We start from the raw sequence: 22,793 nt of genomic DNA, 5'->3' as shown, positions 1-22,793 counted from the left end.
AAATTGCTACACAGTCTAAATAAAATATTCAGCTAAGTCTAATTAATTTGGGGGCAGTTTTTCGCTTTTAAAGTACCTGATTGATTATTTACTAAATATTTAATTTTTTTAAATAATTTTATTTCTGATAAAGTCCCTTTACACCAATTAAAAAATTGTAAATTTTCGCAATTATCCTTAGCAAAAATAGCTAAATAAAAAGGTAACTCTGTCGTAAAAATTAATTCTCCTTCAGGACAATGTTCAGAATTAATCAAAAATTTATCAGGATAATGTTGTACTTCCGAAAGTTTTGCGATACCAACTCCCTGTGATTTTAGTATCGCCTCTCGCAAACACCAAATACGATAAAAGGCATCATTCACATTTTGTTGTTGATTAAACCACTCTTTTTCTTTTGCTGAAGCAAATTGAGTTAAAAGTGCGGTAAATTTTCGAGATTTTTTAGGATATTCAATATCAATTCCTACCGCACTTTTTTGTTTTTTATCTTTGATTTGTAATACCACCGCTACCCAATTATCAGAATGACTAATATTAAAATCAATATGTGCTATAGGTAACCTTGGACGCTCTTTTTCTGTGAGGAAAATTTGACTTAAAAGTGCGGTATTAATTTCTGCTTTTTTGAATAATTCCCACAATAAAAAATGTGCAACCCAACGACATTGATATTTCTGTTTTGCCCGAAAACTATCATTTGGTAGAAATAACAATTTTTCTGTTAGTAATTCTTGTGGAATTAAATGTAAAGGATACTCATCTTGAATATTTCCCCAAGCTACTAATACCGTCATCTATTCCCCCAATAAAAAAGCCAGATACATAATCTGGCTTTTATTATAAAGATAGCAACGTTATTTAGCTATCAAATATTAAATGATAAATAACCACATCAATATGATAAAAAATGTGGTAAGTATTATCCATTTTTATTGATGAGCAACAACTTCTCCATCAACATAATCCACGGTAATAACTTTACCTGGTAATAATTGACCCGATAAAATTTGTTGTGCTAATGGATTTTCAATTTCTTGTTGAATTGCACGTTTTAGTGGTCTTGCTCCGTAAATTGGATCATAACCAACTTCACCAATAAAATCTAATAATGAATCACTAAAAGATAATTGATAGCCATAGCTCTCCATACGTTTTACCAAACGTTGTAATTGGATTGTCGCAATAGCTCGGATATTCTCTTTCGCTAATGGGTGGAATACCACGGTTTCATCAATACGGTTAATAAATTCTGGACGGAAATGTTGTCCAACTACCGACATAACCATCGTCTTCATTCCTTCATAATCAAGATCTTGATTACTTTGAATTAAATCTGATCCTAAATTTGAAGTCATAATCACAACTGTATTACGAAAATCTACTGTTCTACCTTGTCCATCAGTTAAACGTCCATCATCTAATACTTGTAATAAAATGTTAAATACGTCTGAATGTGCTTTTTCCACCTCATCGAGCAAAATAACAGAGTAAGGACGACGGCGAACCGCTTCGGTTAAATATCCTCCTTCTTCATAACCAACATAGCCTGGAGGAGCGCCAACTAAACGAGAAACACTGTGTTTTTCCATAAACTCAGACATATCAATACGCACCATTGCATTTTCATCATCAAACATAAAACTTGCTAAGGTTTTACATAATTCCGTCTTACCAACACCAGTTGGACCTAGGAATAAGAAAGATCCAATTGGACGATTAGGATCGGAAAGCCCTGCACGACTACGGCGAATCGCATTGGCAACAGCAATAACAGCTTCACTTTGCCCCACTACACGCTTATGCAATTCTTGTTCCATACGCAATAACTTTTCTTTTTCCCCTTCCATCATTCGAGAAACAGGAATACCTGTAGCACGAGAAAGTACTTCAGCAATTTCTTCATCAGTTACACGATAACGTAACAAGGTCATTTCCTTACCTTCAGAACTTTCTGCTTGTGCTAATTGTTTTTCTAATTCTGGAATACGACCATATTGTAATTCGGACATCTTACTCAAATCACCTGCACGACGAGCTTGCTCCATTTGTGTACGAGCATTTTCTAATTCAGCCTTAATATGTTGCGTACCTGAAAGAGAGGCTTTCTCACTCTTCCAAACCTCTTCAAGCTCAGAATATTCACGCTCTTTTTCGGCAAGCTCTTCTTCCAACATAGATAAACGTTTACGGCTTGCTTCGTCATCTTCTTTTTGTAACGCTTGTTGTTCCAATTTTAATTGAATAATACGGCGTTCCAAACGATCTAATGGTTGTGGTTTTGAATCAATTTCCATACGAATACTTGAAGCGGCTTCATCAATTAAATCAATCGCTTTATCTGGTAACTGACGATCAGAAATGTATCGATGAGATAAAGTCGCCGCTGCCACAATAGCAGGATCAGTAATTTGAACGTGATGATGGATTTCATACCGTTCTTTCAAACCACGCAAAATAGCAATGGTATCTTCCACAGTAGGCTCACCAACAAATACTTTCTGGAAACGACGCTCTAATGCCGCATCTTTTTCTATATATTGACGATATTCGTCAAGAGTAGTTGCACCCACACAATGCAATTCACCACGAGCAAGGGAGGGTTTTAACAAATTACCAGCATCCATCGCCCCATCAGTCTTTCCGGCACCAACCATTGTATGAATTTCATCAATAAATAAAATAACACGACCTTCTTCTTGAGAAAGCTCTTTTAATACTGCTTTTAAACGTTCTTCAAATTCTCCACGATACTTAGCTCCCGCAATCAATGCCCCCATATCTAAAGAAAGAACACGTTTATTTTTTAATCCTTCTGGTACTTCACCATTAACAATACGTTGTGCTAATCCTTCCACTATCGCCGTTTTCCCTACCCCTGGCTCACCAATCAAAACAGGATTATTTTTAGTACGACGTTGTAATACTTGAATAGCACGACGAATTTCATCATCACGCCCAATCACAGGATCTAACTTACCGCTTTCTGCTCTTTCTGTTAAATCAATAGTATATTTTTCTAAAGCTTGACGATTTTCTTCAGCATTTTGATCATTCACTTTTTCACCACCACGCATCTGTTCTATTGCCTGTTGTAAACTTGCTTTTTTTACACCGCACTTTTCTAAAATCTTACTTAATGCCCCTTTTTCTTCAAAAATAGCTAATAAAAATAATTCAGATGAAATAAATTTATCTTGTTTCTTCTGAGCTAATTTATCGCAGAGATTGAGTAAATTAAGTAAAGCACGAGAAATTTGTACATCGCCACCATTACCAGAAACTTGTGGTAAACGACTTAACTCCATATTTAGTTCATTACGTAATAACGCAAGATTCACACCACTTGATGTAAGCACTGGACTAATCGACCCATCTTGTTGATTTAAAAGTGTAATCATCAAATGAACAGGCTCAATAAATTGATTATCTTTTCCTAATGCCAAAGATTGTGCTTCGGCAAGGGCTTGTTGGAATTTACTTGTAAATTTTTCTATGTTCATAAAACTCTCCTTTTTTATATTATCAGTATGGTTATCCACACTAACATCTTATTATTATCTTAAATATGTACAATTTTTTTAATTTCAAGGTGAGTTTTGATTTTATTGATATCATTATCACAATAATATTATGTACAAATACAAGCAAACTATATTTTGTAATATCCTTTAGAATATGAGTAAATTCTTTATATTAGCTACATTCAACTTCATCACACAAAATACCTATCCCTATTGTGATATTTATTATTAGATATAAATAACAATTAGAAAAATATAAATACACTTTTAATGTAGCCTATTTATAGAATTTATTTTAATAATAAACATATCTCACACATACAATAACTATCTTACTGAGAAAATATCTACTCACCCAAAATGATAAAAATATTGCATCATGCAAACAAAAATGATAATTTTAAAAATATTGTTAATATATTAACAATATTTTCTTCATATATATCAACATAAAATTTTATCAGTATTTAGGAGAAAAATATGGATAAATCAAAAAAAATATCTCTAGAAGTTGACGCAATATTATTTGATATGGACGGAACTTTAATTGATTCGAGCCAAGCTTGTGCAAGAATTTGGGGACGTTGGGCTGAATATTATGGATTAAATAAAGATGAGGTTATTCATCAATCCCATGGTCGCCGTCCAGAAGATACCGCACTAAGTGTTCTTGGTGAAAATGCTGATATAAAAGCAGCTGTTAAACTTTTTTCTATCGAGGAAGCAAAAGAAAAAGATGTTACAACTATAACAGGTGCAAAAGATTTACTCATCAATATCCCTAAAGATAAGTGGGCAATAGTTACCTCATCCACAGAAAGTATTGCTAGAGAAAGATTATCTTATTGTGGACTTCCTATACCGACTTCTTTAATTACCGCAGAAAAAGTAGCAAAAGGAAAACCTGATCCAGAAGGTTATTTAAAGGCCGCGGAAGAATTAAATGTAGATATAAAAAATTGCATTGTAATTGAAGATGCACCTGGTGGCATTGAAGCAGGACATCGTGCTGGGGCAAAAGTAATTGTTTTGGCGACAACCTATCAACCATCAAAATTTCCAAATGAAATAGTAATTTATGATTTATCTGCAATTCATTTATCTGTTACTGAAAATGGAAAAATAAAGCTATCCTTTGTTCCAATAACTAATTGATATTACTAATATATTACAGATACTAATATGAATCATTAGTATCTGTAAAATGTACTATTTAGTCAGTATTACATAATAAATTAACCTTTCAATATTATCTTCTTTCAATATATAAAACCTAAACAAATTTTATCATCAAGATAACCGTTATTATTACTTATAATTTTTAGTTATAAGAAACTACCTTTAGTTCTTTGACCTAAAGAAATAAAATAGGTATCTTATAAAAAATGGTTAAAATTTAATATAGGAGACATCATGAAATTGAAAATGAAACTTTCTTTAATTGCTACAACATTGTTTATATCAACGTTAGCACAAGCATCGGATAAAACGTTAATAAACTGCGTTAGCCGTTCCCCTACAGGATTCAGTCCAGCATTGGTTATGGATGGAACTTCTTATAATGCAAGCTCACAACAAGTTTACAATCGCTTAGTTGAATTTAAAAGAGGCTCAACTGAAATAGAGCCAGCTTTGGCTGAACGTTGGGAAGTGAGTGATGATGGATTGGCTTATACATTTTATTTACGTAAAGGTGTAAAATTCCATAGCAATAAAGAATTTAAACCGAGTCGTGAATTTAACGCAGATGATGTGATATTTTCATTTGAACGCCAACTAAATAAAGAACATCCATACCACAATGTATCTAACGGTACATACCCTTATTTTAAAGCGATGAAATTCCCTAAATTATTAAAATCAGTAGAGAAGGTGGATGATTATACAGTAAAAATTCTTTTGAATAAAAGAGATGCCACTTTTTTATCTAGTTTAGGTATGGATTTTATTTCCATTTATTCAGCTGAATACGCTGATACAATGTTGAAAAAAGGTACGCCAGAAAATGTTGATACAAGCCCTATTGGTACGGGTCCATTTGTATTTTCAGGTTATCAATTAGATCAAAAAATTCGTTTTCTCGCCAATAAAGACTATTGGAAAGGGAAAGCAGATATTGATCGTTTAATTTTTGATATTGTCCCTGATGCGACTACTCGATATGCAAAATTACAAGCTGGAAGCTGTGATATGATAGACTTACCGAATGTAGCTGATCTAGATAAAATGAAAAAAGATCCTAAAGTTAAAGTACTATCTCAACCAGGTTTGAATATTGCTTACATCGCATTTAATACTGAAAAAGCACCATTCGATAATGTAAAAGTTCGACAAGCGCTAAATTATGCGGTAGATAAAAATGCAATCATTGATGCCGTATATCGTGGAGCAGGTGTTGTTGCCAAAAATCCATTACCTCCGACTATTTGGGGATATAATAACGAAATTACAGATTATGAATACAATCCAGAAAAAGCAAAAGCACTTTTAAAAGAAGCGGGCTTTGAGAATGGATTTGAAACAAAAATTTGGGTGCAACCAGTGGTAAGAGCTTCAAACCCAAATCCACGTCGAATGGCAGAGCTAGTACAAAGCGATTGGAATAAAGTAGGCGTTAAAGCCGAGCTAGTTAGTTACGAATGGGGCGATTATATAAAACGAACCAAAGCAGGTGAACTAACAACAGGGACTTATGGCTGGTCTGGCGATAATGGTGATCCTGATAATTTCCTTTCACCACTTTTAGGAAGTGATAATATTGGTAATAGTAACTATGCTCGCTTTAATAGCCCAGAATTAGATGCATTATTAGATAAAGCAATAGGGTTATCGAATAAAGCTGAAAGAGCAAAAATCTATGAGCAAGCACAAGTATTGTTAAAAGAACAAGCACCTTGGATTAACGTTGCACACTCAATTAACTTTGCACCAATGAGCAAACGAGTACAAGACTATAAACAAAGTCCATTTGGTTATTCTTATTTTTATGGTGTGAAACTAGTAGATTAGTTATTACTCTAGAATAAAAAACGTCAAAAACCATCGTAATATTAATTAATATATCCCCCAAAAAATTGTGTCCAACTTTTGGGGGACATATCAGAAATAGGTATTTTTTATTTTATGAAAAAACAGATACATAAATTGCAAAATTTATATTTAAAATAATCTATATTAATAAATTTACCATTGTATAAATCTCCTACTGATACTTTTAGGTACCAAACATATGACTCTGTCCATATTTCTTAGCAATACCAACCATTCCAAAAATTTCTCCTCTTTCACTAGTCAGAGAGCGTTTATTACCAACAATATTCTCTGCCTCATCTTCAAACTTAAATTCTAAAGTCATTTGACATCTCTAAAAAATAAGATTAAATTTTAACTATGTAATAGTGTTACGTACGCTTAATGGTAAAGTCGCCATACCCCGAAAGGGCAAATGGGTATGTGGGTTCAACTCCCACCGTAACACTTACTCACTTGAATAACCACATAATCCCCCTTGAATTACATTCTCTATATCCTGTTCAAAATTAATTTTATAAGCGTTGATTATTACATCAAGTTACCCGTAGCTCCTTTTCCATTTCTCAGAACTCCAATAAATCGACATGGTTATATGTTACGACTTGCGCCAAAGCTAGCTGTTGATTATTTAAAAGCCAAAGGTTACAACATTACGTGGAACTGGCAAGAACAGCTAGAAGAAGCTCATGTTAAAGCGTTTACCGTCGCTAAAGTAACCCGTGCTGATATATTAGAAACTATTCGAGAGGCAACAGTAAGTGCAATAGAGAATGGCACATCAGAGCGGGAATTTATCAAAAATCTTAAGCCTGAATTACAGCGTTTAAGTTGGTGGGGAAAACAAATTGTAATTGATAGCAAAGGCAATGCAGAACAAGTACAACTTGACTCACCTCGTCGTTTACGAACAATTTTAAGAACAAATAAAATCACGGCTTATCACGTCGGACGTTATGCACATCAAATGGAAAATGTCGATGAGCAACCCTACTGGCAATATGTTGCCGTGCGTGATAGTCGCACTCGTGCAAGTCATTTAGCGTTACACTGTAAAATGTATCGTTATGATGATCCTATCTGGGATACGATGTATCCGCCTAATGACTGGGGCTATCGTTGTCGTGTCCGTGCATTAAGTGAATTCAGACTAAAACAACAAGGCTTAAAAGTAAGTAAAAGCGAGGGTAACATTAAAACAGATTGGGAACTTGCTGGTGTTGATAAATCAACGGGTGAAGAAACCCATGCAAAAGTAAGTCGCTTCACAACAGATAAAGGCACAATTAAAACGGGTCCGGGTTGGAATTATAATGTTGGTAAATCTGCAGTAGGCTCTGATATTGCTATTATTCGTAAATTACAACAAATTCAAAATAGACAACTACGTCAAGAAGTCATTCAAGCGATTAATAATAGCGAACTAAGACACCAATATTTTGAAAAGTGGGTAAAAGAAAATTTAGGCAAACAAGGAGCAAGTAATCGTTATATTACGGCTGGGTTTGTATCCGAAAATATTGCTCAAGCTGTTAATCAAATTGTTGGGCAAGAATTATCTCAACGTGTACTTGTGATGAGTGAAAAGCGTTTAGCTCATGCAAATAGTCTGAAACATCACACAGGTGGTGTTAGGCTTGATGATAATGAATATGCAAGTATTTCACGTATTATAGCAACTCCTAGTCTAGTGGTTTGGGATAGAAAAGGATCTCTAATTTATTTCAATAAAGATAAAACAATAAAAGTGTTAGTAGATGTTTCAGGTAAAGAAAAATTAAAACCAAAAGAAAAGCTTGATGTTGTCATTAATGCTTATAAATTATTAAATTATAAAAGTGTTCTTGCTGAAATATCAGGTGAAAATTATAAAGTATTAGAGGGTGAGCCGTAAAACAAACGGGATAGATAAACTATCCCGCTGTTAAATTCGTGGTAGGGGTTGAACCTACAGTGACAATTTCTTGTTAGTTTACCATTAACTGACACGAATTTACTTCTTTCTAACAGTATAAAATCATCCAAAAGGAAAAGTCAAATGATTTTAGAATTCAAATTTGAAGATGAAGACGTTATCAGAAAAATCACGCACTTAAGAAAAGTGATGAGTGGTACAGATATTTCTCGAAAAATAGCTAATGTTTTACGAGAAGAGTCAGAAGAGGCTTTTGATAATGAACGCTCGCCAACGGGTGAAAAATGGAAGGATTTAGATGTAGAAGGTCAAACTCGATCTGACAGTCTCCCTTTCTCATTTCGCTGTGCTACAATCAATATAAAATCTCTTATTCAACGTTTCTAGTTGTAGCTCCCTTTCTCATTTCGCTGTGCTACAATTATCCAAGGTTGCATATTTTAAATGAGTATGTTGTAGCTCCCTTTCTCATTTCGCTGTGCTACAATTTATTTTATAAATTAATTTAATTGCTTCGTGTTGTAGCTCCCTTTCTCATTTCGCTGTGCTACAATCATTCCTGTTTTTTTAGCGTAAGCGGGAATGTTGTAGCTCCCTTTCTCATTTCGCTGTGCTACAATCTCAAATTTAGTTACTTGATTAAAATGAGCGTTGTAGCTCCCTTTCTCATTTCGCTGTGCTACAATCAGAGCTGCTGCAAACAAGTGGATGACAGGGTTGTAGCTCCCTTTCTCATTTCGCTGTGCTACAATTTAAAAGAGCTACAAAAAACAGTTGGTGGTGTTGTAGCTCCCTTTCTCATTTCGCTGTGCTACAATAGGACGTCTTGGTAATGATGATTTACAAGAGTTGTAGCTCCCTTTCTCATTTCGCTGTGCTACAATCAATATTCATTTCAACAAGTGCTTGTTGCAGTTGTAGCTCCCTTTCTCATTTCGCTGTGCTACAATAACACGAGAAACATCAAACCCAGATAATACGTTGTAGCTCCCTTTCTCATTTCGCTGTGCTACAATCTTAGAGGCAATCTACCCAATTACTCATCAGTTGTAGCTCCCTTTCTCATTTCGCTGTGCTACAATAGTTATCTCAATCACCATTACAAGCCGAAAGTTGTAGCTCCCTTTCTCATTTCGCTGTGCTACAATATTTTTTCTCTGAAGAGCTTGACGAAACGCGTTGTAGCTCCCTTTCTCATTTCGCTGTGCTACAATAACAGGCACAGGTATTGTCAATGGTGTATGGTTGTAGCTCCCTTTCTCATTTCGCTGTGCTACAATCATATTGAACAAGGATTGGCTATATTAGAAGTTGTAGCTCCCTTTCTCATTTCGCTGTGCTACAATTGTTTCAATATCTCTACGAAAATTAGTAAGGTTGTAGCTCCCTTTCTCATTTCGCTGTGCTACAATCCCTGTAGTAAACCCAGTATCAGAGATTGAGTTGTAGCTCCCTTTCTCATTTCGCTGTGCTACAATTATATCCTATCCATCTTGCTATATTTCTATGTTGTAGCTCCCTTTCTCATTTCGCTGTGCTACAATGCGCTTGTTCGCGCAGTGGCGGTAATGGTAGTTGTAGCTCCCTTTCTCATTTCGCTGTGCTACAATTGATTATATTACCAAACCATTTAATCCTCGGTTGTAGCTCCCTTTCTCATTTCGCTGTGCTACAATGTCTGATATTTCAAAGCGGTTAGCTAGTTTGTTGTAGCTCCCTTTCTCATTTCGCTGTGCTACAATCAGAGATTATTGAAGATGACTCAATGATAGGTTGTAGCTCCCTTTCTCATTTCGCTGTGCTACAATTATTGCAGGTCAAACTGTACCAGATGATTTGTTGTAGCTCCCTTTCTCATTTCGCTGTGCTACAATACAGAAACTAAAAAATAAGGGGCATAAAATGTTGTAGCTCCCTTTCTCATTTCGCTGTGCTACAATATTATAATACTGTTATAACAAATGGTGCTTGTTGTAGCTCCCTTTCTCATTTCGCTGTGCTACAATTTGCTTGCCATTTATATGCCAAGCCCTGCCGTTGTAGCTCCCTTTCTCATTTCGCTGTGCTACAATATTTAACCCATTTTTAACGCATATATAACCGTTGTAGCTCCCTTTCTCATTTCGCTGTGCTACAATTAAGACGTTTAGTTGCAGGGCAATGTGATGGTTGTAGCTCCCTTTCTCATTTCGCTGTGCTACAATAATGGTAGAGCACATAGCGATCGCTTGTGGGTTGTAGCTCCCTTTCTCATTTCGCTGTGCTACAATTCAATTCAAATCTCATCGCTTCCAACTTCTGTTGTAGCTCCCTTTCTCATTTCGCTGTGCTACAATTGGAGAAACATTACGCTTATATGTTTCAGAGTTGTAGCTCCCTTTCTCATTTCGCTGTGCTACAATTAATTCAGAAATTTCACAATTCTTGATCGTGTTGTAGCTCCCTTTCTCATTTCGCTGTGCTACAATCGTGGAAAAAAGTACAAGAAGAAACTGTTAGTTGTAGCTCCCTTTCTCATTTCGCTGTGCTACAATACTTAATTTTTATGCCAATAACCAAAGATAGTTGTAGCTCCCTTTCTCATTTCGCTGTGCTACAATCCTAGATACCGTAAATATCTAGGCTTTATTGTTGTAGCTCCCTTTCTCATTTCGCTGTGCTACAATTGTAATATTTGAGCGGTGTCATCAGGCTTTGTTGTAGCTCCCTTTCTCATTTCGCTGTGCTACAATTTACTCATAATCTCTACACAAGCCTCTTGCGTTGTAGCTCCCTTTCTCATTTCGCTGTGCTACAATAAAGTAGCAGTGGAGGCACTGATAACGATAGTTGTAGCTCCCTTTCTCATTTCGCTGTGCTACAATAGCCCTTGTGAAAGCCCTTATATCAAGGGCTTTCAACGATTTTAATTATAAAAAAATTTCTTTGCTTTCTATCATTTTTTTATATTTTTTTCTGATTTTTTGAAGGAAAAAAAGAACGATAATATAGATAAAATTATCTTATTTTTCTAAAAAGACTTGTTTTTTATTATTATCTCTGTATATAAAACAAGCAAACAGAAAAAATTTTTATGTATAGTAGATATAGATAAAAACATTAAAAAATTTAAAAAAGTAGCATTTGATTTGTGTTGACTTTCTTTTCTTGAATTTTTAATTTTCCAAGTAAAATATGCATACTTGCAAACTGTTTTTCTGTTACTTCTAAACAACGTATAGATCCTTCTTCGGGTAAATTCTCTTGTAAACGTTTATTATGTTTTTCTAAAGCATCTCTTCCTCTAACGATTCGGCAATAAACGGAAAGTTGTAACATTTGATAACCATCTTTAATTAAAAAATGACGAAAACGATTTGCAGCTTTGCGCTTAGCGACGGTTGTAACAGGTAGATCGAAAAAAACGATTAATCGCATAAATTTAGCCTCACTCATATAAATGTTCCTTAAGTGGTAACATTTCGGGTAATTTAAGCAAATTAGCATTTTTATTAATAAATGCATTTTGTAAAGAACCAACACATCGATCAATTGAAGCAAGTACAGTAAATGTTTGTCCTTGAAATTGCATTTGATAATGGAGTAATGCTACTAGCGATTGTTTAGTCTTAGGTTGTAGTCCATTACTAATTTTTCCTTCTTGCCATAATTTCCATACTTGCAAATCAACTAAAGGACGAAAAGGTTCAATAAAATCATCAGCTAAATTAAATGCATTCAGTTCACTTCGATGAAATAACCCCAAATAAGGCAACCAACCATATTGTACTAATGCCCTAGCAACTGCTGAACGTAATATGGTATAAGCATAGTTTAAATGTGCATTAATATGGTTTTCTTGCCAACGTCTAAAATCAGCTCCAAAAGCAGTTTGAAAATAAATTTGAGCGGCTTGAGCTTCCAAATTATCTTTATCTCCTGATTTCACTCTATCAGCCATATTTAATAGTTTTTGGGATTCTTTCGGATATTTTGACTGAGCTAACACAAATGCTTGATTACGAATTTTTTGTTGAATAATTTTTTGCCAAAGTTGTTTCTTTTGCGGCTTTGTCGCTTCAAGCTGTAATTTCAAGGTTTTTAATTGACGGTAATATTGTGAGAATGGCAACCATTGCCCACAAGGTAGAAATTGTTCATCACAGGTTAATAAGGTAATTCCATATATTCCTAAAGCTGAAAGTAATGGAGCCGTAATAATAATTTCTTTGCTTTCCACCACAATGACAGCTATATCCTCTAGTGGTACTGTAAACTCATTCACTTCTTGCTGAATAAATAACTGTTGTTGCCTCAGAGATAGCTTTCCAGGTTTACTAATAATTAGACTTCGCCAACTCATTCTTTCCCCTTATATTTTCAATAAAAAATCCCTGCTATAACTAGCAGGGATAATATTAATTAATAGAACGGTATTTTGAAGTTTTACATAAGAATATATTTTTTCCCAATACATCTATTTGGTATTTTTTAAATGAAATAGCTAATTTAACACCAATACTTTGGTGTATCCCCTCTTTCCCCTTTGTTTTATCTAAATCATGCTCCCTAATATTAATGGTTCCATTAGCTCTTCCCATACTTACATAATACCCCTTCACTACTCCTTTCTTTGTTTTAACTTCTACTAAATCATTAGGATACATGGAAAACTGGAATATAGCCGTTTCATCCATAATTTCCCAGTCTGACTCATCTTTATTTTTAACAACGGCTCGATTTGGCAATATCCCTTTAGCCACTTGCCAAGCATAGACAGGCACTAAAAAATATTTTCCTTTTTTAATAAAGACATCTACTCTAACCATTGCTCCATTATCAGCAACCCCTGTTTTATTATAAACCAATACCCCTGTTTTTTGCAGTTTCTCAACTCTTACAGCTTTAACCTGCTGTCCACCTTTCTTATAAAAAGGTCTTTCTTTAGGATCAAAAGCCTTCGCAGGATCATTATTAAATGCTTCTAAACGAGTTTTTAAAGCTTCATGCAATTCTGGCTCCCTTTCCCTATTTACCATACATTCGAGCTCCTCTAACTTCAATTGAGTTAAAGGCACTCTGATTACACTGATATTTTCAGCTATACGTTTTGCTGATTTCACTGTGTCTTTATGTCCTTGACCGCTCATTTTTCTAGTCGGGGCTCGAGAAACAAATAAAGGTTGCACAAATTGATGATTCGCTTGTGGTCTATCTGGTAGTTGAATAACTAGATCCTCTTGTGGATTATCACTAAATACTCTAATTTCAACTTCTTTTCTGAAAAATTGCCAAGGTTCAGGGAAATAAACTTGCTGAATTTCTCCTGTTTCTTTATCTATAATTTCCCCCTTAGATAAATTCATCTCTTTGTAACGCACAAAATTAGTAATTTTTTGTTGCATAGAAACCGTAGAACAAGCAACCACAATAGCATCAATCGCATGGTGGCGGTCATTGGCTACTCTTTCTTTATGAATTCCCCAACAATGACGCAAAAATGCAGTGATACTCCCATTTGAAGCAAATACACGTTTTTTACCTTGACCAATTAAGTGCGTATTATTTTCAATAAAGTTACACAAAAAACTGGCTATATATCTTGTATCGTTTAAATTACGCTCTCTAAATCCTTTTTCATCTAATTTCTGGGTTAGAATTTTTTGTTTTTTAGCGTAAGAAAAACCACTTCCTAATACAAGTGCGGTAAAATTTTTCCAAGTTTTTGAATTTTCTTTTCCATTAAAAAATTCATAAGGGGTTTTATTGCCTTTATTCTGATTTTCTGCAGCTAATACTAATACTTTATTATTAAAGCTATTATCCCAAGTTCGAGAAAATGGTAATGCATGATCAATTTCAACATATCCTTTTTCTAATAAACGATCTAAATGTTTGATAGGCTTACCTGAATATAAGCATTTACCATGCTGCTGTTCATATAAACGCATTTTTAAAATATCTTGTGATTTAGGCTCACCTACAAAATTAGGGAACCATTCTTTAAATTTTTTGACCGCTCTTTGTTTATCCGCTTGATTATCTAACTGACGCTTTTTAATTTCACAACGATCTTCATAAGATTTCCCCACTTCTCTTCCTGTTTCAATATGTACTCGACAAGGGGAACCATATAAACGCACAATTGCATTCACTACTTTTCTAACTTGAGATAAAGATCGTAAAACAACAGGATTTCTAATATTTTCTAACTGTTGTTCTTTTTGTCCATAATGATCGCCATAAATTTGCTTACAAGCTTCATCATAGCGATAACCTTTTTCCATTAAAGGTAAAATTTTATACAGTGCTTTTAAGGATAAGTGAATAAATTTATCAAAATTAATATTTTCTAATAAAACATTTAATATATCTTTAGATATATCATTTTGTAGATAATGGCTTATATCTTTATCCGTTTTATAAATAGAAAAAGCGGTACCTATTTTATCAAGTAATTCTGGTTGTGTTTTTAAACCTTCCCAGTCTGTTTTTAAACCATTACTTTCTAATGCTTTACGAATACTATGCCAAGACTTCATTTCCATTAGCGTTGTATTTTCTGCATTTTCTTTACGATAATTTAATCCTTTAAAAATTGCATTTTCTGATAACCCTAATAATTTTCTTACTTGAGTATAAGTAAGTTTTGCTTTTTCAAAGGGTTGTTTTAGCAATACGACTCTTTCTTCTTCTGAAACTCCTCTATCAGAGCCATTTTCAAGAATTCTCAAATTATTTAATTTAGTCAACCATACAAAATATTCCGCGCTATAAGTATTTTTAGCGGCTTTATATTCAGCTGTTTCAAAAGTACATTTTCCTAGCATTTTTAAAATAGCTTCGCCCAATAATGCTGGCTTTTGCCATATTAATAATTCTGAAAATTCTAATTGTAATTCTTTTGATGTATAGCGATTACCAAGGTTTCGTTGAGTTTCAAATAATAATTCTAATTCTGCTAATAAATCTAATCGATTAAAAGTATGTGTATAAGCACCACGCTGATTTCTAATATGCTTATCTTTTTTATAATAATATTTGAGTGCAAGCTCCGCAGGGGTGCGATATGCTTTATCTTGTAAAAGTAGATGATTTTGGTCGATACATTTTTTCAAAGCACCAAGCTCCTTATTATCCGTTTTACTTTCATTTTTACGTTGAGATAAATAGCCACGATGCTTTAATAAATGTAATAAAACGGCAGCCCACTCTTTTTGAGATAACTTTTGTGTTAGTCCTTTAACACGTAGTTCCCAAGGATTATGTGGTAATCCCTTAATTTCTTTTGACGAAATAAAATCATCTTGGGTAAGAATTTCATATTTTTTTAACAAGCGTTTTGCCTTTAGCAATCGAAATGCTCGACGACGAATTAAACGACGAGTACTTCTCGCTAACCGTCTTGCCAAAGCTAAAGATTCTCCTGTTTTAGCAACTTCAGCTTTTTCAAATGTTCTCACACCAACATCAATTAGTCCTATGGGATTTTCTTCTTTATCAATTTCAACTACCGCCCAGCCAACAGAAGCAATACCTATATCTAAACCTAAAATATAATTTAATTGTGAATTTTCCATAGAAACCCCATATAATTAAAGTGAATAGTTTTACGGTTATATTTCTATCATAAAATGAATAAATTGTTGACAATTTTTACTTAAATTTATAAAATTTCCCTGTTGTTGCACAGCGAAATGAGAAACGTTGCTACAATAAGGCTTCTGAAAAGAATGACCGTAATGCTCTGCCCCTTAAGACTTAGGTTTTAAGGGGCATCATTTTTGTGGTATTTTATTTTTCAACGATTGTTTTTTACCTTAAAAAAAGACTAAATATTAAAACATTTAGCCTTTTCTCTAATTAAATAAACTTACATAAACCAACCTGTCGCAGTAACAGGTTGTTTATTGAGTAATTGAATCAATCCATAAACGATGCGGAAAATATACCAAAGGCTTAATAAAATAAAACCTAAATATCCAATCAGAATAAAAAGTAATATAAAGCTGAGAATGCTACCAATAACAGAAATCCAAAAAGTTCTAATCAAATAAGTTAAATGATCATGATAAATTGTTCCTACAACGTCTTTACGTTTAATATAAGCCAATACTAAACCAATGATAGTGATAAATCCGCCTGTAAAAATTCCTATTGCAAATAATATATAAGTCACAATCATATAAGGTTTGTTTTGCTCTAGGAGATATTCTTTTGCTACTACATCAGTATCCGTCATAAACATTCCTTATTTAGAATTTATGGAAAAATAACTTTATTTTTCTGAATGATTATTTTCAAAATATATCCATTCTGCCACTTGCTTAGCAAAATAAGTTAAAATTCCGTCTGCGCCAGCACGTTTAAAACATAATAAACTTTCCATAATACATTCTTTCTCTTTTAGCCAACCATTTTCAATAGCTGCCATATGCATAGCATATTCACCAGAAACTTGGTAGGCAAAAGTAGGGACACCAAATTGGTTTTTGACACGATAAACTAAATCTAAATAAGGCATTCCCGGTTTTACCATTACCATATCTGCCCCTTCTTGCAGATCTAATGCAACTTCTTGTAACCCTTCATCACTATTGGCTGGATCAAGTTGATAAGTTTTTTTATCGCCACCTTTTAAATTTGCTGAAGAACCAACAGCATCACGGAAAGGACCATAATAATTAGAGGCATATTTAGCAGAATATGCCATTATCAACGTATTAATAAAACCGTTGTGTTCAAGTGCGGTACGAATTTTACCAATTCTACCGTCCATCATATCACTCGGAGCAACAATATCAGCCCCAGCTTCAGCGTGAGAAAGGGCTTGTTTCACTAATACTTCTGTGGTGATGTCATTTAAAACATAACCTGTCTCATCAATAATGCCATCTTGTCCGTGAATAGTATAAGGATCTAATGCAACATCAGTTAGTACTCCTAATTCTGGGAAATTAGCTTTTAGGGCTTTCACTGCACGTTGTACTAAACCATTTGGATTATAGGCTTCTTCTGCCATTTCTGATTTTTTACTTTGATCGATTACTGGAAACAAGGCAACAACTGGTACACCATATTTCACCAACAATTCTGCTTCAATTAATAATTGATCGATAGTTAAACGTTCCACCTTTGGCATTGAAGGCACTGCTTCACGATAATTTTCACCTTCAAGGATAAACACAGGGTAAATTAAATCATCGACAGTTAATTTATTTTCTGCCATTAAACGACGACTAAAATCTTGCTTACGCATACGACGTAAACGACGGGTAGGAAATCCTGTAAAAATTTGTTGAGTCATAATATCCCTCTATTTAATTCATTCTATGAAATTAGGCGGACATTAAGCCCGCCTAGTTTTTTTAATTCATTATACTTATTTTATAATGTCGTCTTCATTTTTCTGATTATGTTCATCATCATCTTTTTCTTTTGAACGATAAAATCCTGCTAATATAACCCCAACTTCAAATAACAACCACATAGGGATAGCTAATAGGGTTTGCGAAATAGCGTCAGGTGGCGTTAATAACATTCCCACAAAAAAAGCACCAACGATAATATAAGGACGTTTTTTTCTAAGTGCTTTTGGCGTTGTGATATCAGCCCAACAAAGTAAAATTATTGCCACTGGCACTTCAAAACAAATACCAAATGCGAGAAATAGAGCAAGTACAAAATCAAGATAACTACTAATATCTGTTGCAATCGCTACACCTTCTGGTGCCGTTTTCGTTAAAAAGGCAAAAACTAGCGGAAATACTACATAATAAGCAAAAGCTACGCCTAAATAAAAAAGTAAAGTACTTGATATTAATAATGGATAGACAAGACGTTTTTCATCTTGATACAACGCTGGAGCAACAAAAGCCCAAATTTGATGGAGCAAAAAAGGCACAGCAAGAAAAATTGCCACAACAGCAGTTAGTTTTATTGGCGTAAAAAATGGTGTAGCAATATTTGTTGCTATCATTGTTGTGCCATTAGGCAAAACGGATAATAAAGGAGAAGCAACAAAACTGTAAATATCATTGGCAAAATAAACTAGCCCTAAAAAGATAATGGCTACTACAACAATACTACGCAACAAGCGATCTCGCAGTTCTAATAAATGACTAATTAATGGCTGAGTTTCTTCAACACTCATAATTTTCTCTTATCGTTTATACTTTTTCTTTTTTATCTAAAGCATCTTTCTCTAAAGTATGCTCATTTCGAGAATCAGTAATTGTAGTTAATGATTGGGAAGAATTTACATCAGCTAAAGTATCATCAGGATAATAATCTTCATTGAGATAAACCATCTCTTCATCTTCTTCTGCTAATTCTGCGATTTCTTCTGGAGAAAGGGCGGTCGAATTTTTAGTATTTTCTGAATTATCTTCCTGTTCAATACGATTTTTTAATTCAGTAACTTGCTTTTGTAGATCTGTACCAGTTTCACTTGCTTTACGCTCTAAATCAGCTTTTACTTTTTGAGCCGAAACTTTAAGTTCTTCTACTGTTTGAGCAAGCTCAGGGGAAAGCTGTTGTATATTTAATTTTTCTGCTTTTTTAATACTTTCTTGTAACTCTTGTAATTTTAATTCTTGGCTTAATTCGCTCTGTACATTCGCAGCTAAGCCACGAATAGTACGCACCCACCCCATCACAGTACGAATAGCAATAGGCAGTCGTTGTGGACCTAATACCACAAGCCCCACTACAAAAATTAAAATTAATTCAGAAAAACCAATATCAAACACGGATTATGCCTGCTCTTTTTCTTTTGCTTTTTCAGCTTTAACAGATTCAACGCCATCTTCTTCAATTTTCTTGAACTCTGCATCTGTTTGTTCTGTTCCTTTTGAAGATTCGTCTTTCATTGCCTTTTTAAAATCTTTTACTGCACCACCAAGATCAGAACCAATATTTCTTAATTTTTTTGTTCCAAAAATAACGATAACCACTAATAAAAGAATCAGTAATTGCTGCCAACTAAATCCCATTTTTATCTCCTGTTAAATAATTTACTAAATCTTGCTGAATATAACGTGTTTGAGTTGAGTGAACAATAGCTAAATAAGATTATTTTAACATCTTTTTTAGTTAAGGTAATAAAAATCCGATTAACCAAATAATAAAACTACATAAAAATAATACCGCACTTAAGCTACTCGGTAATATTGGATACTGCCATAACGTCCCTAAAAATACCATTCCCCCTGCAAGTAATGCAAAGGATTTTCTCCACCAACGCTGTTGTAAACTCAACTTTTTACTAATATCTCTTAATTGCTGATTAATTAATTTTTGTTGTCTTAATGCCTCAACCAAAGTTTCTGGAAAATCAGGCAGATGTTCTTGTAAATAAGGTAATTTTTGTTTTAGCTTATTTACAAATGCCTTAACTCCCATTTGTTCTTTTAACCAATCTTGTAAAAATGGTTTTGCGGTATCCCATAAATCTAACTCAGGATACAACTGTCGTCCTAAGCCTTCAATATATAATAAAGTTTTTTGTAATAATACCAATTGAGGTTGTACTTGCATATTAAAATCCCTTGCCACATTAAAGAGATTTAATAACACTTGTCCGAAAGAAATTTCCGATAATGGTTTCGCAAAAATAGGTTCACACACTTCACGAAATGCCTCTTCAAAAGCATCAATATCCGTATCCTCTGGTGTCCAGCCAGCATCAACGTGCATTTGTGCCACTCGGCGATAATCACGATTAAAAAAGGCAACAAAACTTTCAGCCAAATAACGTTTATCACTTTCGTTAAGCTTGCCCACAATACCACAATCAATACCAATATATTGTGGATTGTCTGAATGATTTGGATTAACAAAAATATTTCCTGGATGCATATCTGCGTGGAAAAAACTGTCTCGAAACACTTGGGTAAAAAAGACCTGCACACCACGTTCTGCCAATAATTTCATATTGGTATTATTTTCTTTTAAAGCCTCAATATCCGAAACAGGAATACCGTAAATTCGCTCCATTACAATCACATTTTGATGACAAAACTCTTGATACATTTCAGGAATATAAAGCATTGGACTATCTAAGAAATTATTACGTAACTTAATTGCATTTGCCATTTCTGTTCGTAAATCCAATTCATCACGCAAAGTTTTCTCATATTCTTCAATGACTTCCGTAGCTCGTAAACGATAACCTTCCGAAGATAAACGAGGAACCCAACTTGCGATTCGATACATTAAACTAAGATCGGCATCAATTATCGGTTGAATATTCGGTCGTAATATCTTAATTACTACTTCTTTGCCCGCTAAATCTTGTTTATCATTAAAAATAGCCGTATGCACTTGAGCAATAGAGGCGGATGCCAATGCCTTCTCATCAAAATTTATAAACCAATTATCTAAATTTCCACCCAACGCTTGTTCAATTTGTTCCCTTGCAATTTTGCCATCAAAAGCCTCTACTTGATCCTGTAATAATGCTAGTTCATCTGCAATTTCAGGCGGGAAAAGATCACGTCTTGTAGAAAGCATTTGCCCAAGTTTAATCCACACAGGACCAAGTTCTTGCAATGCTAAACGTAGTCGTAAACCAAAAGCTTTATCCTTATGTTGATTATGGATCCAGAAAAATAATTTTCGTCCATAACGCATTGCTCGAGTATAAGAATTAACTGGTAATACTTCATCAATACCATAGCTTAGAAAGGTATGAATAATTTTATATAGATGCTTTAAATCGTTTAATTTCATTATTTATTTTTCTAATTGTAAAAGTTTTTGCTCTAAAAGTGCGGTCTGTTTTGCTAGGATTTTTACTTGATCACAGAAATCTGCAATAGCTAAACTTGGTGAAAGTAACTGCCATTCTTCTGTTAAACGCTCCCCCCAGTATTTTTCGCTTTGTGTTAATTTTTGTTTAATGATCGCGACAAAATTACCTAAAAAACTAACCGCACTATGTGCTACCACATCGCCAACATAAGGTGAAATTAATTCAGCTGGATCTTTTTCTAAAAACTCAATCAGCCCAACAAAATCTTGTAAAACTTGTAAATCGCCTTGTAATTGAATAGATTGATCATTTATATATTCACTAATTTGTGATTTTTTAGGCATTTTTAACAATAAACTCGGTGCAACTGTTACGGCACAATCAACATCACCTTCGTACTGATTTAACAAATCAATACGTTTTTCTGAAAAAATAAAATGAATAGGAGTCGCTAATTTTTGTAAACGAATAGCTAACACTTTACCATTTAATTTGTGAAAATAAGGTTCACAATGTGCTGTACGATCAATTAGTTGATTAAGTAAGGTTTCTAAGCCAGCATTGAGCCATTGGGGAAACAATAACTGCGATTTTAAAAATTCAAGGTTAGCGTTCATTATTCCCCCTAAAATTTATAACCACGATGTAATGCAACAATTCCCGCACTAAGATTGTAATAAGATACTTGTTCAAATCCCACCTCTTCCATCATCTCTTTTAAAATATCTTGTTCTGGGTGCATACGAATGGATTCTGCCAAATAACGATAACTCTCACCATCATTTACGACAGCTTCACCTATTTTAGGCAGGATATTGAAAGAATAAAAATTATAGGCCTTACTTAATGGATCTAAAATCGGCTTAGAAAATTCTAGAACCAATAAACGTCCACCCGGTTTTAACACTCTGAGCATTGAGCGAAGTGCCTTGTCTTTGTCTGTAACATTACGCAAACCAAAACTAATGACGACACAATCAAATGTATTATCGGCAAAAGGTAATTCTTCGGCATTTGCTTGTACATAATTTACATTACCTACAATGCCTAAGTTACGCAATTTTTCACGACCGACTTCAAGCATCGCTGCATTAATATCCGCTAAAACTACTTCTCCTGTATTGCCTACAATGCGGGAAAATTTTGCGGTAAAATCGCCTGTTCCCCCTGCAAGATCAAGTACTTTATGCCCTTTTCTGACACCACTGCAATCAATGGTAAAACGTTTCCAAATACGGTGAATACCAAAAGATAACAAATCATTCATTAAATCGTATTTACCCGCCACAGAATTAAAAACATTCTCCACTAATTTTTGTTTTTCTGATTTAGCTACCGTTTTAAAACCAAAATGGGTTGTTTCTTCACTAGTCGTCTGCTTATCCAAGTGCGGTTGATTTTCAACGAAATTTTCGTTATTCATATTGTAATGATCTCCAAAAAACAATTTTGCTTAGGATAACAAAAAACCTAACTTTTTTCCTTAAAATAAGAATTTTTATTAAAATTATCTTGAATTATTTTTTTAAATCCGTAATATTCGGCTCTCGCAAAATACAAGCTTTAAATTTGTTTCTTTTGCATATACTTA

General features: G+C 34.0%; 17 protein-coding genes and 1 CRISPR repeat array. Of the genes, 3 read left to right on the top strand and 14 right to left on the bottom strand.

The window, feature by feature from the left end:
* Nucleotides 1–38: 38 nt before the first annotated feature.
* Nucleotides 39–797: a 4'-phosphopantetheinyl transferase family protein gene (locus EV697_RS00390; RefSeq protein WP_132021414.1), complete on the bottom strand. Its 759-nt coding sequence runs from the start codon at nt 795–797 to the stop codon at nt 39–41.
* A 135-nt stretch (nt 798–932) separates the two neighbouring features.
* Nucleotides 933–3,503, bottom strand: coding sequence for an ATP-dependent chaperone ClpB (clpB, locus tag EV697_RS00385; RefSeq protein WP_132021412.1), 2,571 nt, complete (start codon nt 3,501–3,503; stop codon nt 933–935).
* Nucleotides 3,504–4,004: 501 nt separating this feature from the next.
* Between clpB and EV697_RS00380 the strand changes: the two genes are divergently transcribed.
* Together EV697_RS00380 and EV697_RS00375 are read left to right on the top strand one after the other, a co-directional pair.
* Complete coding sequence (locus EV697_RS00380; RefSeq protein WP_132021410.1) at nt 4,005–4,679, top strand: HAD-IA family hydrolase; 675 nt, start codon at nt 4,005–4,007, stop codon at nt 4,677–4,679.
* Nucleotides 4,680–4,949: 270 nt separating this feature from the next.
* Entirely contained in the window at nt 4,950–6,533 is a 1,584-nt protein-coding gene (locus EV697_RS00375) for an ABC transporter substrate-binding protein (RefSeq protein WP_418883950.1), read from the top strand.
* A gap of 205 nt (nt 6,534–6,738) precedes the next feature.
* On the opposite strand, the gene EV697_RS09790 is transcribed toward EV697_RS00375, so the two are convergent.
* Nucleotides 6,739–6,879, bottom strand: a complete 141-nt coding sequence (locus EV697_RS09790; protein ID WP_165906451.1) for a hypothetical protein — start codon at nt 6,877–6,879, stop codon at nt 6,739–6,741.
* 270 nt (nt 6,880–7,149) lie between these two features.
* Between EV697_RS09790 and EV697_RS00370 the strand changes: the two genes are divergently transcribed.
* Nucleotides 7,150–8,448 (top strand): phage head morphogenesis protein, encoded by a 1,299-nt coding sequence (locus tag EV697_RS00370; RefSeq protein ID WP_132021406.1) that lies wholly within the window; start codon nt 7,150–7,152, stop codon nt 8,446–8,448.
* Nucleotides 8,449–8,789: 341 nt separating this feature from the next.
* A CRISPR array of direct repeats spans nt 8,790–11,333; the repeat unit is 36 nt; unit sequence GTTGTAGCTCCCTTTCTCATTTCGCTGTGCTACAAT.
* A 244-nt stretch (nt 11,334–11,577) separates the two neighbouring features.
* Here the strand turns inward: EV697_RS00370 and cas2 are convergent.
* The 11 genes from cas2 to ubiE all read right to left on the bottom strand — a co-directional run bounded on the left by cas2 (nt 11,578) and on the right by ubiE (nt 22,625).
* Nucleotides 11,578–11,904 carry a CRISPR-associated endonuclease Cas2 gene (cas2, locus tag EV697_RS00365; protein ID WP_132021404.1) on the bottom strand — a complete coding sequence of 109 codons (327 nt, stop codon included), beginning with the start codon at nt 11,902–11,904 and terminating at the stop codon, nt 11,578–11,580.
* A complete protein-coding gene (cas1, locus tag EV697_RS00360) occupies nt 11,897–12,811 on the bottom strand; it encodes a type II CRISPR-associated endonuclease Cas1 (RefSeq protein ID WP_132021402.1) in 915 nt (304 codons plus the stop codon). Before cas1 ends, cas2 begins: the two co-directional genes overlap by 8 nt.
* A gap of 55 nt (nt 12,812–12,866) precedes the next feature.
* Nucleotides 12,867–16,028: a type II CRISPR RNA-guided endonuclease Cas9 gene (gene cas9 / locus EV697_RS00355; RefSeq protein WP_132021400.1), complete on the bottom strand. Its 3,162-nt coding sequence runs from the start codon at nt 16,026–16,028 to the stop codon at nt 12,867–12,869.
* A gap of 293 nt (nt 16,029–16,321) precedes the next feature.
* A complete protein-coding gene (locus tag EV697_RS00350; protein ID WP_132021398.1) occupies nt 16,322–16,690 on the bottom strand; it encodes a DUF4870 family protein in 369 nt (122 codons plus the stop codon).
* 36 nt (nt 16,691–16,726) lie between these two features.
* A complete protein-coding gene (gene hemB / locus EV697_RS00345; RefSeq protein ID WP_132021396.1) occupies nt 16,727–17,755 on the bottom strand; it encodes a porphobilinogen synthase in 1,029 nt (342 codons plus the stop codon).
* A 75-nt stretch (nt 17,756–17,830) separates the two neighbouring features.
* Complete coding sequence (gene tatC / locus EV697_RS00340; RefSeq protein ID WP_132021394.1) at nt 17,831–18,601, bottom strand: twin-arginine translocase subunit TatC; 771 nt, start codon at nt 18,599–18,601, stop codon at nt 17,831–17,833.
* Between the two features lie 16 nt (nt 18,602–18,617).
* Complete coding sequence (tatB, locus tag EV697_RS00335; RefSeq protein ID WP_132021392.1) at nt 18,618–19,199, bottom strand: Sec-independent protein translocase protein TatB; 582 nt, start codon at nt 19,197–19,199, stop codon at nt 18,618–18,620.
* Between the two features lie 3 nt (nt 19,200–19,202).
* Nucleotides 19,203–19,442 carry a Sec-independent protein translocase subunit TatA gene (gene tatA, locus EV697_RS00330; RefSeq protein ID WP_132021390.1) on the bottom strand — a complete coding sequence of 80 codons (240 nt, stop codon included), beginning with the start codon at nt 19,440–19,442 and terminating at the stop codon, nt 19,203–19,205.
* A 100-nt stretch (nt 19,443–19,542) separates the two neighbouring features.
* A complete protein-coding gene (gene ubiB, locus EV697_RS00325) occupies nt 19,543–21,180 on the bottom strand; it encodes a ubiquinone biosynthesis regulatory protein kinase UbiB (protein WP_132021388.1) in 1,638 nt (545 codons plus the stop codon).
* A gap of 3 nt (nt 21,181–21,183) precedes the next feature.
* Nucleotides 21,184–21,819: a ubiquinone biosynthesis accessory factor UbiJ gene (locus tag EV697_RS00320; protein WP_132021386.1), complete on the bottom strand. Its 636-nt coding sequence runs from the start codon at nt 21,817–21,819 to the stop codon at nt 21,184–21,186.
* 8 nt (nt 21,820–21,827) lie between these two features.
* Complete coding sequence (ubiE, locus tag EV697_RS00315; protein ID WP_132021384.1) at nt 21,828–22,625, bottom strand: bifunctional demethylmenaquinone methyltransferase/2-methoxy-6-polyprenyl-1,4-benzoquinol methylase UbiE; 798 nt, start codon at nt 22,623–22,625, stop codon at nt 21,828–21,830.
* Nucleotides 22,626–22,793 lie beyond the last annotated feature (168 nt).

Origin of the sequence: Bisgaardia hudsonensis (assembly GCF_004345785.1) — a bacterium.
Taxonomy (GTDB): domain Bacteria; phylum Pseudomonadota; class Gammaproteobacteria; order Enterobacterales; family Pasteurellaceae; genus Bisgaardia; species Bisgaardia hudsonensis.
Note: the sequence above shows the minus strand (reverse complement) of the source record. Positions and strands in the feature narration are given on the sequence as shown.

Excerpts from the sequence above, each read along its gene's own strand:
- EV697_RS00350 (WP_132021398.1), bottom strand. The coding sequence starts at position 16,690 with ATGACGGATACTGATGTAGTAGCAAAAGAATATCTCCTAGAGCAAAAC.
- cas9 (WP_132021400.1), bottom strand. The coding sequence starts at position 16,028 with ATGGAAAATTCACAATTAAATTATATTTTAGGTTTAGATATAGGTATT.
- ubiB (WP_132021388.1), bottom strand. The coding sequence starts at position 21,180 with ATGAAATTAAACGATTTAAAGCATCTATATAAAATTATTCATACCTTT.
- cas1 (WP_132021402.1), bottom strand. The coding sequence starts at position 12,811 with ATGAGTTGGCGAAGTCTAATTATTAGTAAACCTGGAAAGCTATCTCTG.
- EV697_RS09790 (WP_165906451.1), bottom strand. The coding sequence starts at position 6,879 with ATGACTTTAGAATTTAAGTTTGAAGATGAGGCAGAGAATATTGTTGGT.
- cas2 (WP_132021404.1), bottom strand. The coding sequence starts at position 11,904 with ATGAGTGAGGCTAAATTTATGCGATTAATCGTTTTTTTCGATCTACCT.
- tatC (WP_132021394.1), bottom strand. The coding sequence starts at position 18,601 with ATGAGTGTTGAAGAAACTCAGCCATTAATTAGTCATTTATTAGAACTG.
- EV697_RS00390 (WP_132021414.1), bottom strand. The coding sequence starts at position 797 with ATGACGGTATTAGTAGCTTGGGGAAATATTCAAGATGAGTATCCTTTA.
- EV697_RS00375 (WP_418883950.1), top strand. The coding sequence starts at position 4,950 with ATGAAACTTTCTTTAATTGCTACAACATTGTTTATATCAACGTTAGCA.
- ubiE (WP_132021384.1), bottom strand. The coding sequence starts at position 22,625 with ATGAATAACGAAAATTTCGTTGAAAATCAACCGCACTTGGATAAGCAG.
- EV697_RS00370 (WP_132021406.1), top strand. The coding sequence starts at position 7,150 with ATGTTACGACTTGCGCCAAAGCTAGCTGTTGATTATTTAAAAGCCAAA.
- tatA (WP_132021390.1), bottom strand. The coding sequence starts at position 19,442 with ATGGGATTTAGTTGGCAGCAATTACTGATTCTTTTATTAGTGGTTATC.
- hemB (WP_132021396.1), bottom strand. The coding sequence starts at position 17,755 with ATGACTCAACAAATTTTTACAGGATTTCCTACCCGTCGTTTACGTCGT.
- clpB (WP_132021412.1), bottom strand. The coding sequence starts at position 3,503 with ATGAACATAGAAAAATTTACAAGTAAATTCCAACAAGCCCTTGCCGAA.
- EV697_RS00380 (WP_132021410.1), top strand. The coding sequence starts at position 4,005 with ATGGATAAATCAAAAAAAATATCTCTAGAAGTTGACGCAATATTATTT.
- EV697_RS00320 (WP_132021386.1), bottom strand. The coding sequence starts at position 21,819 with ATGAACGCTAACCTTGAATTTTTAAAATCGCAGTTATTGTTTCCCCAA.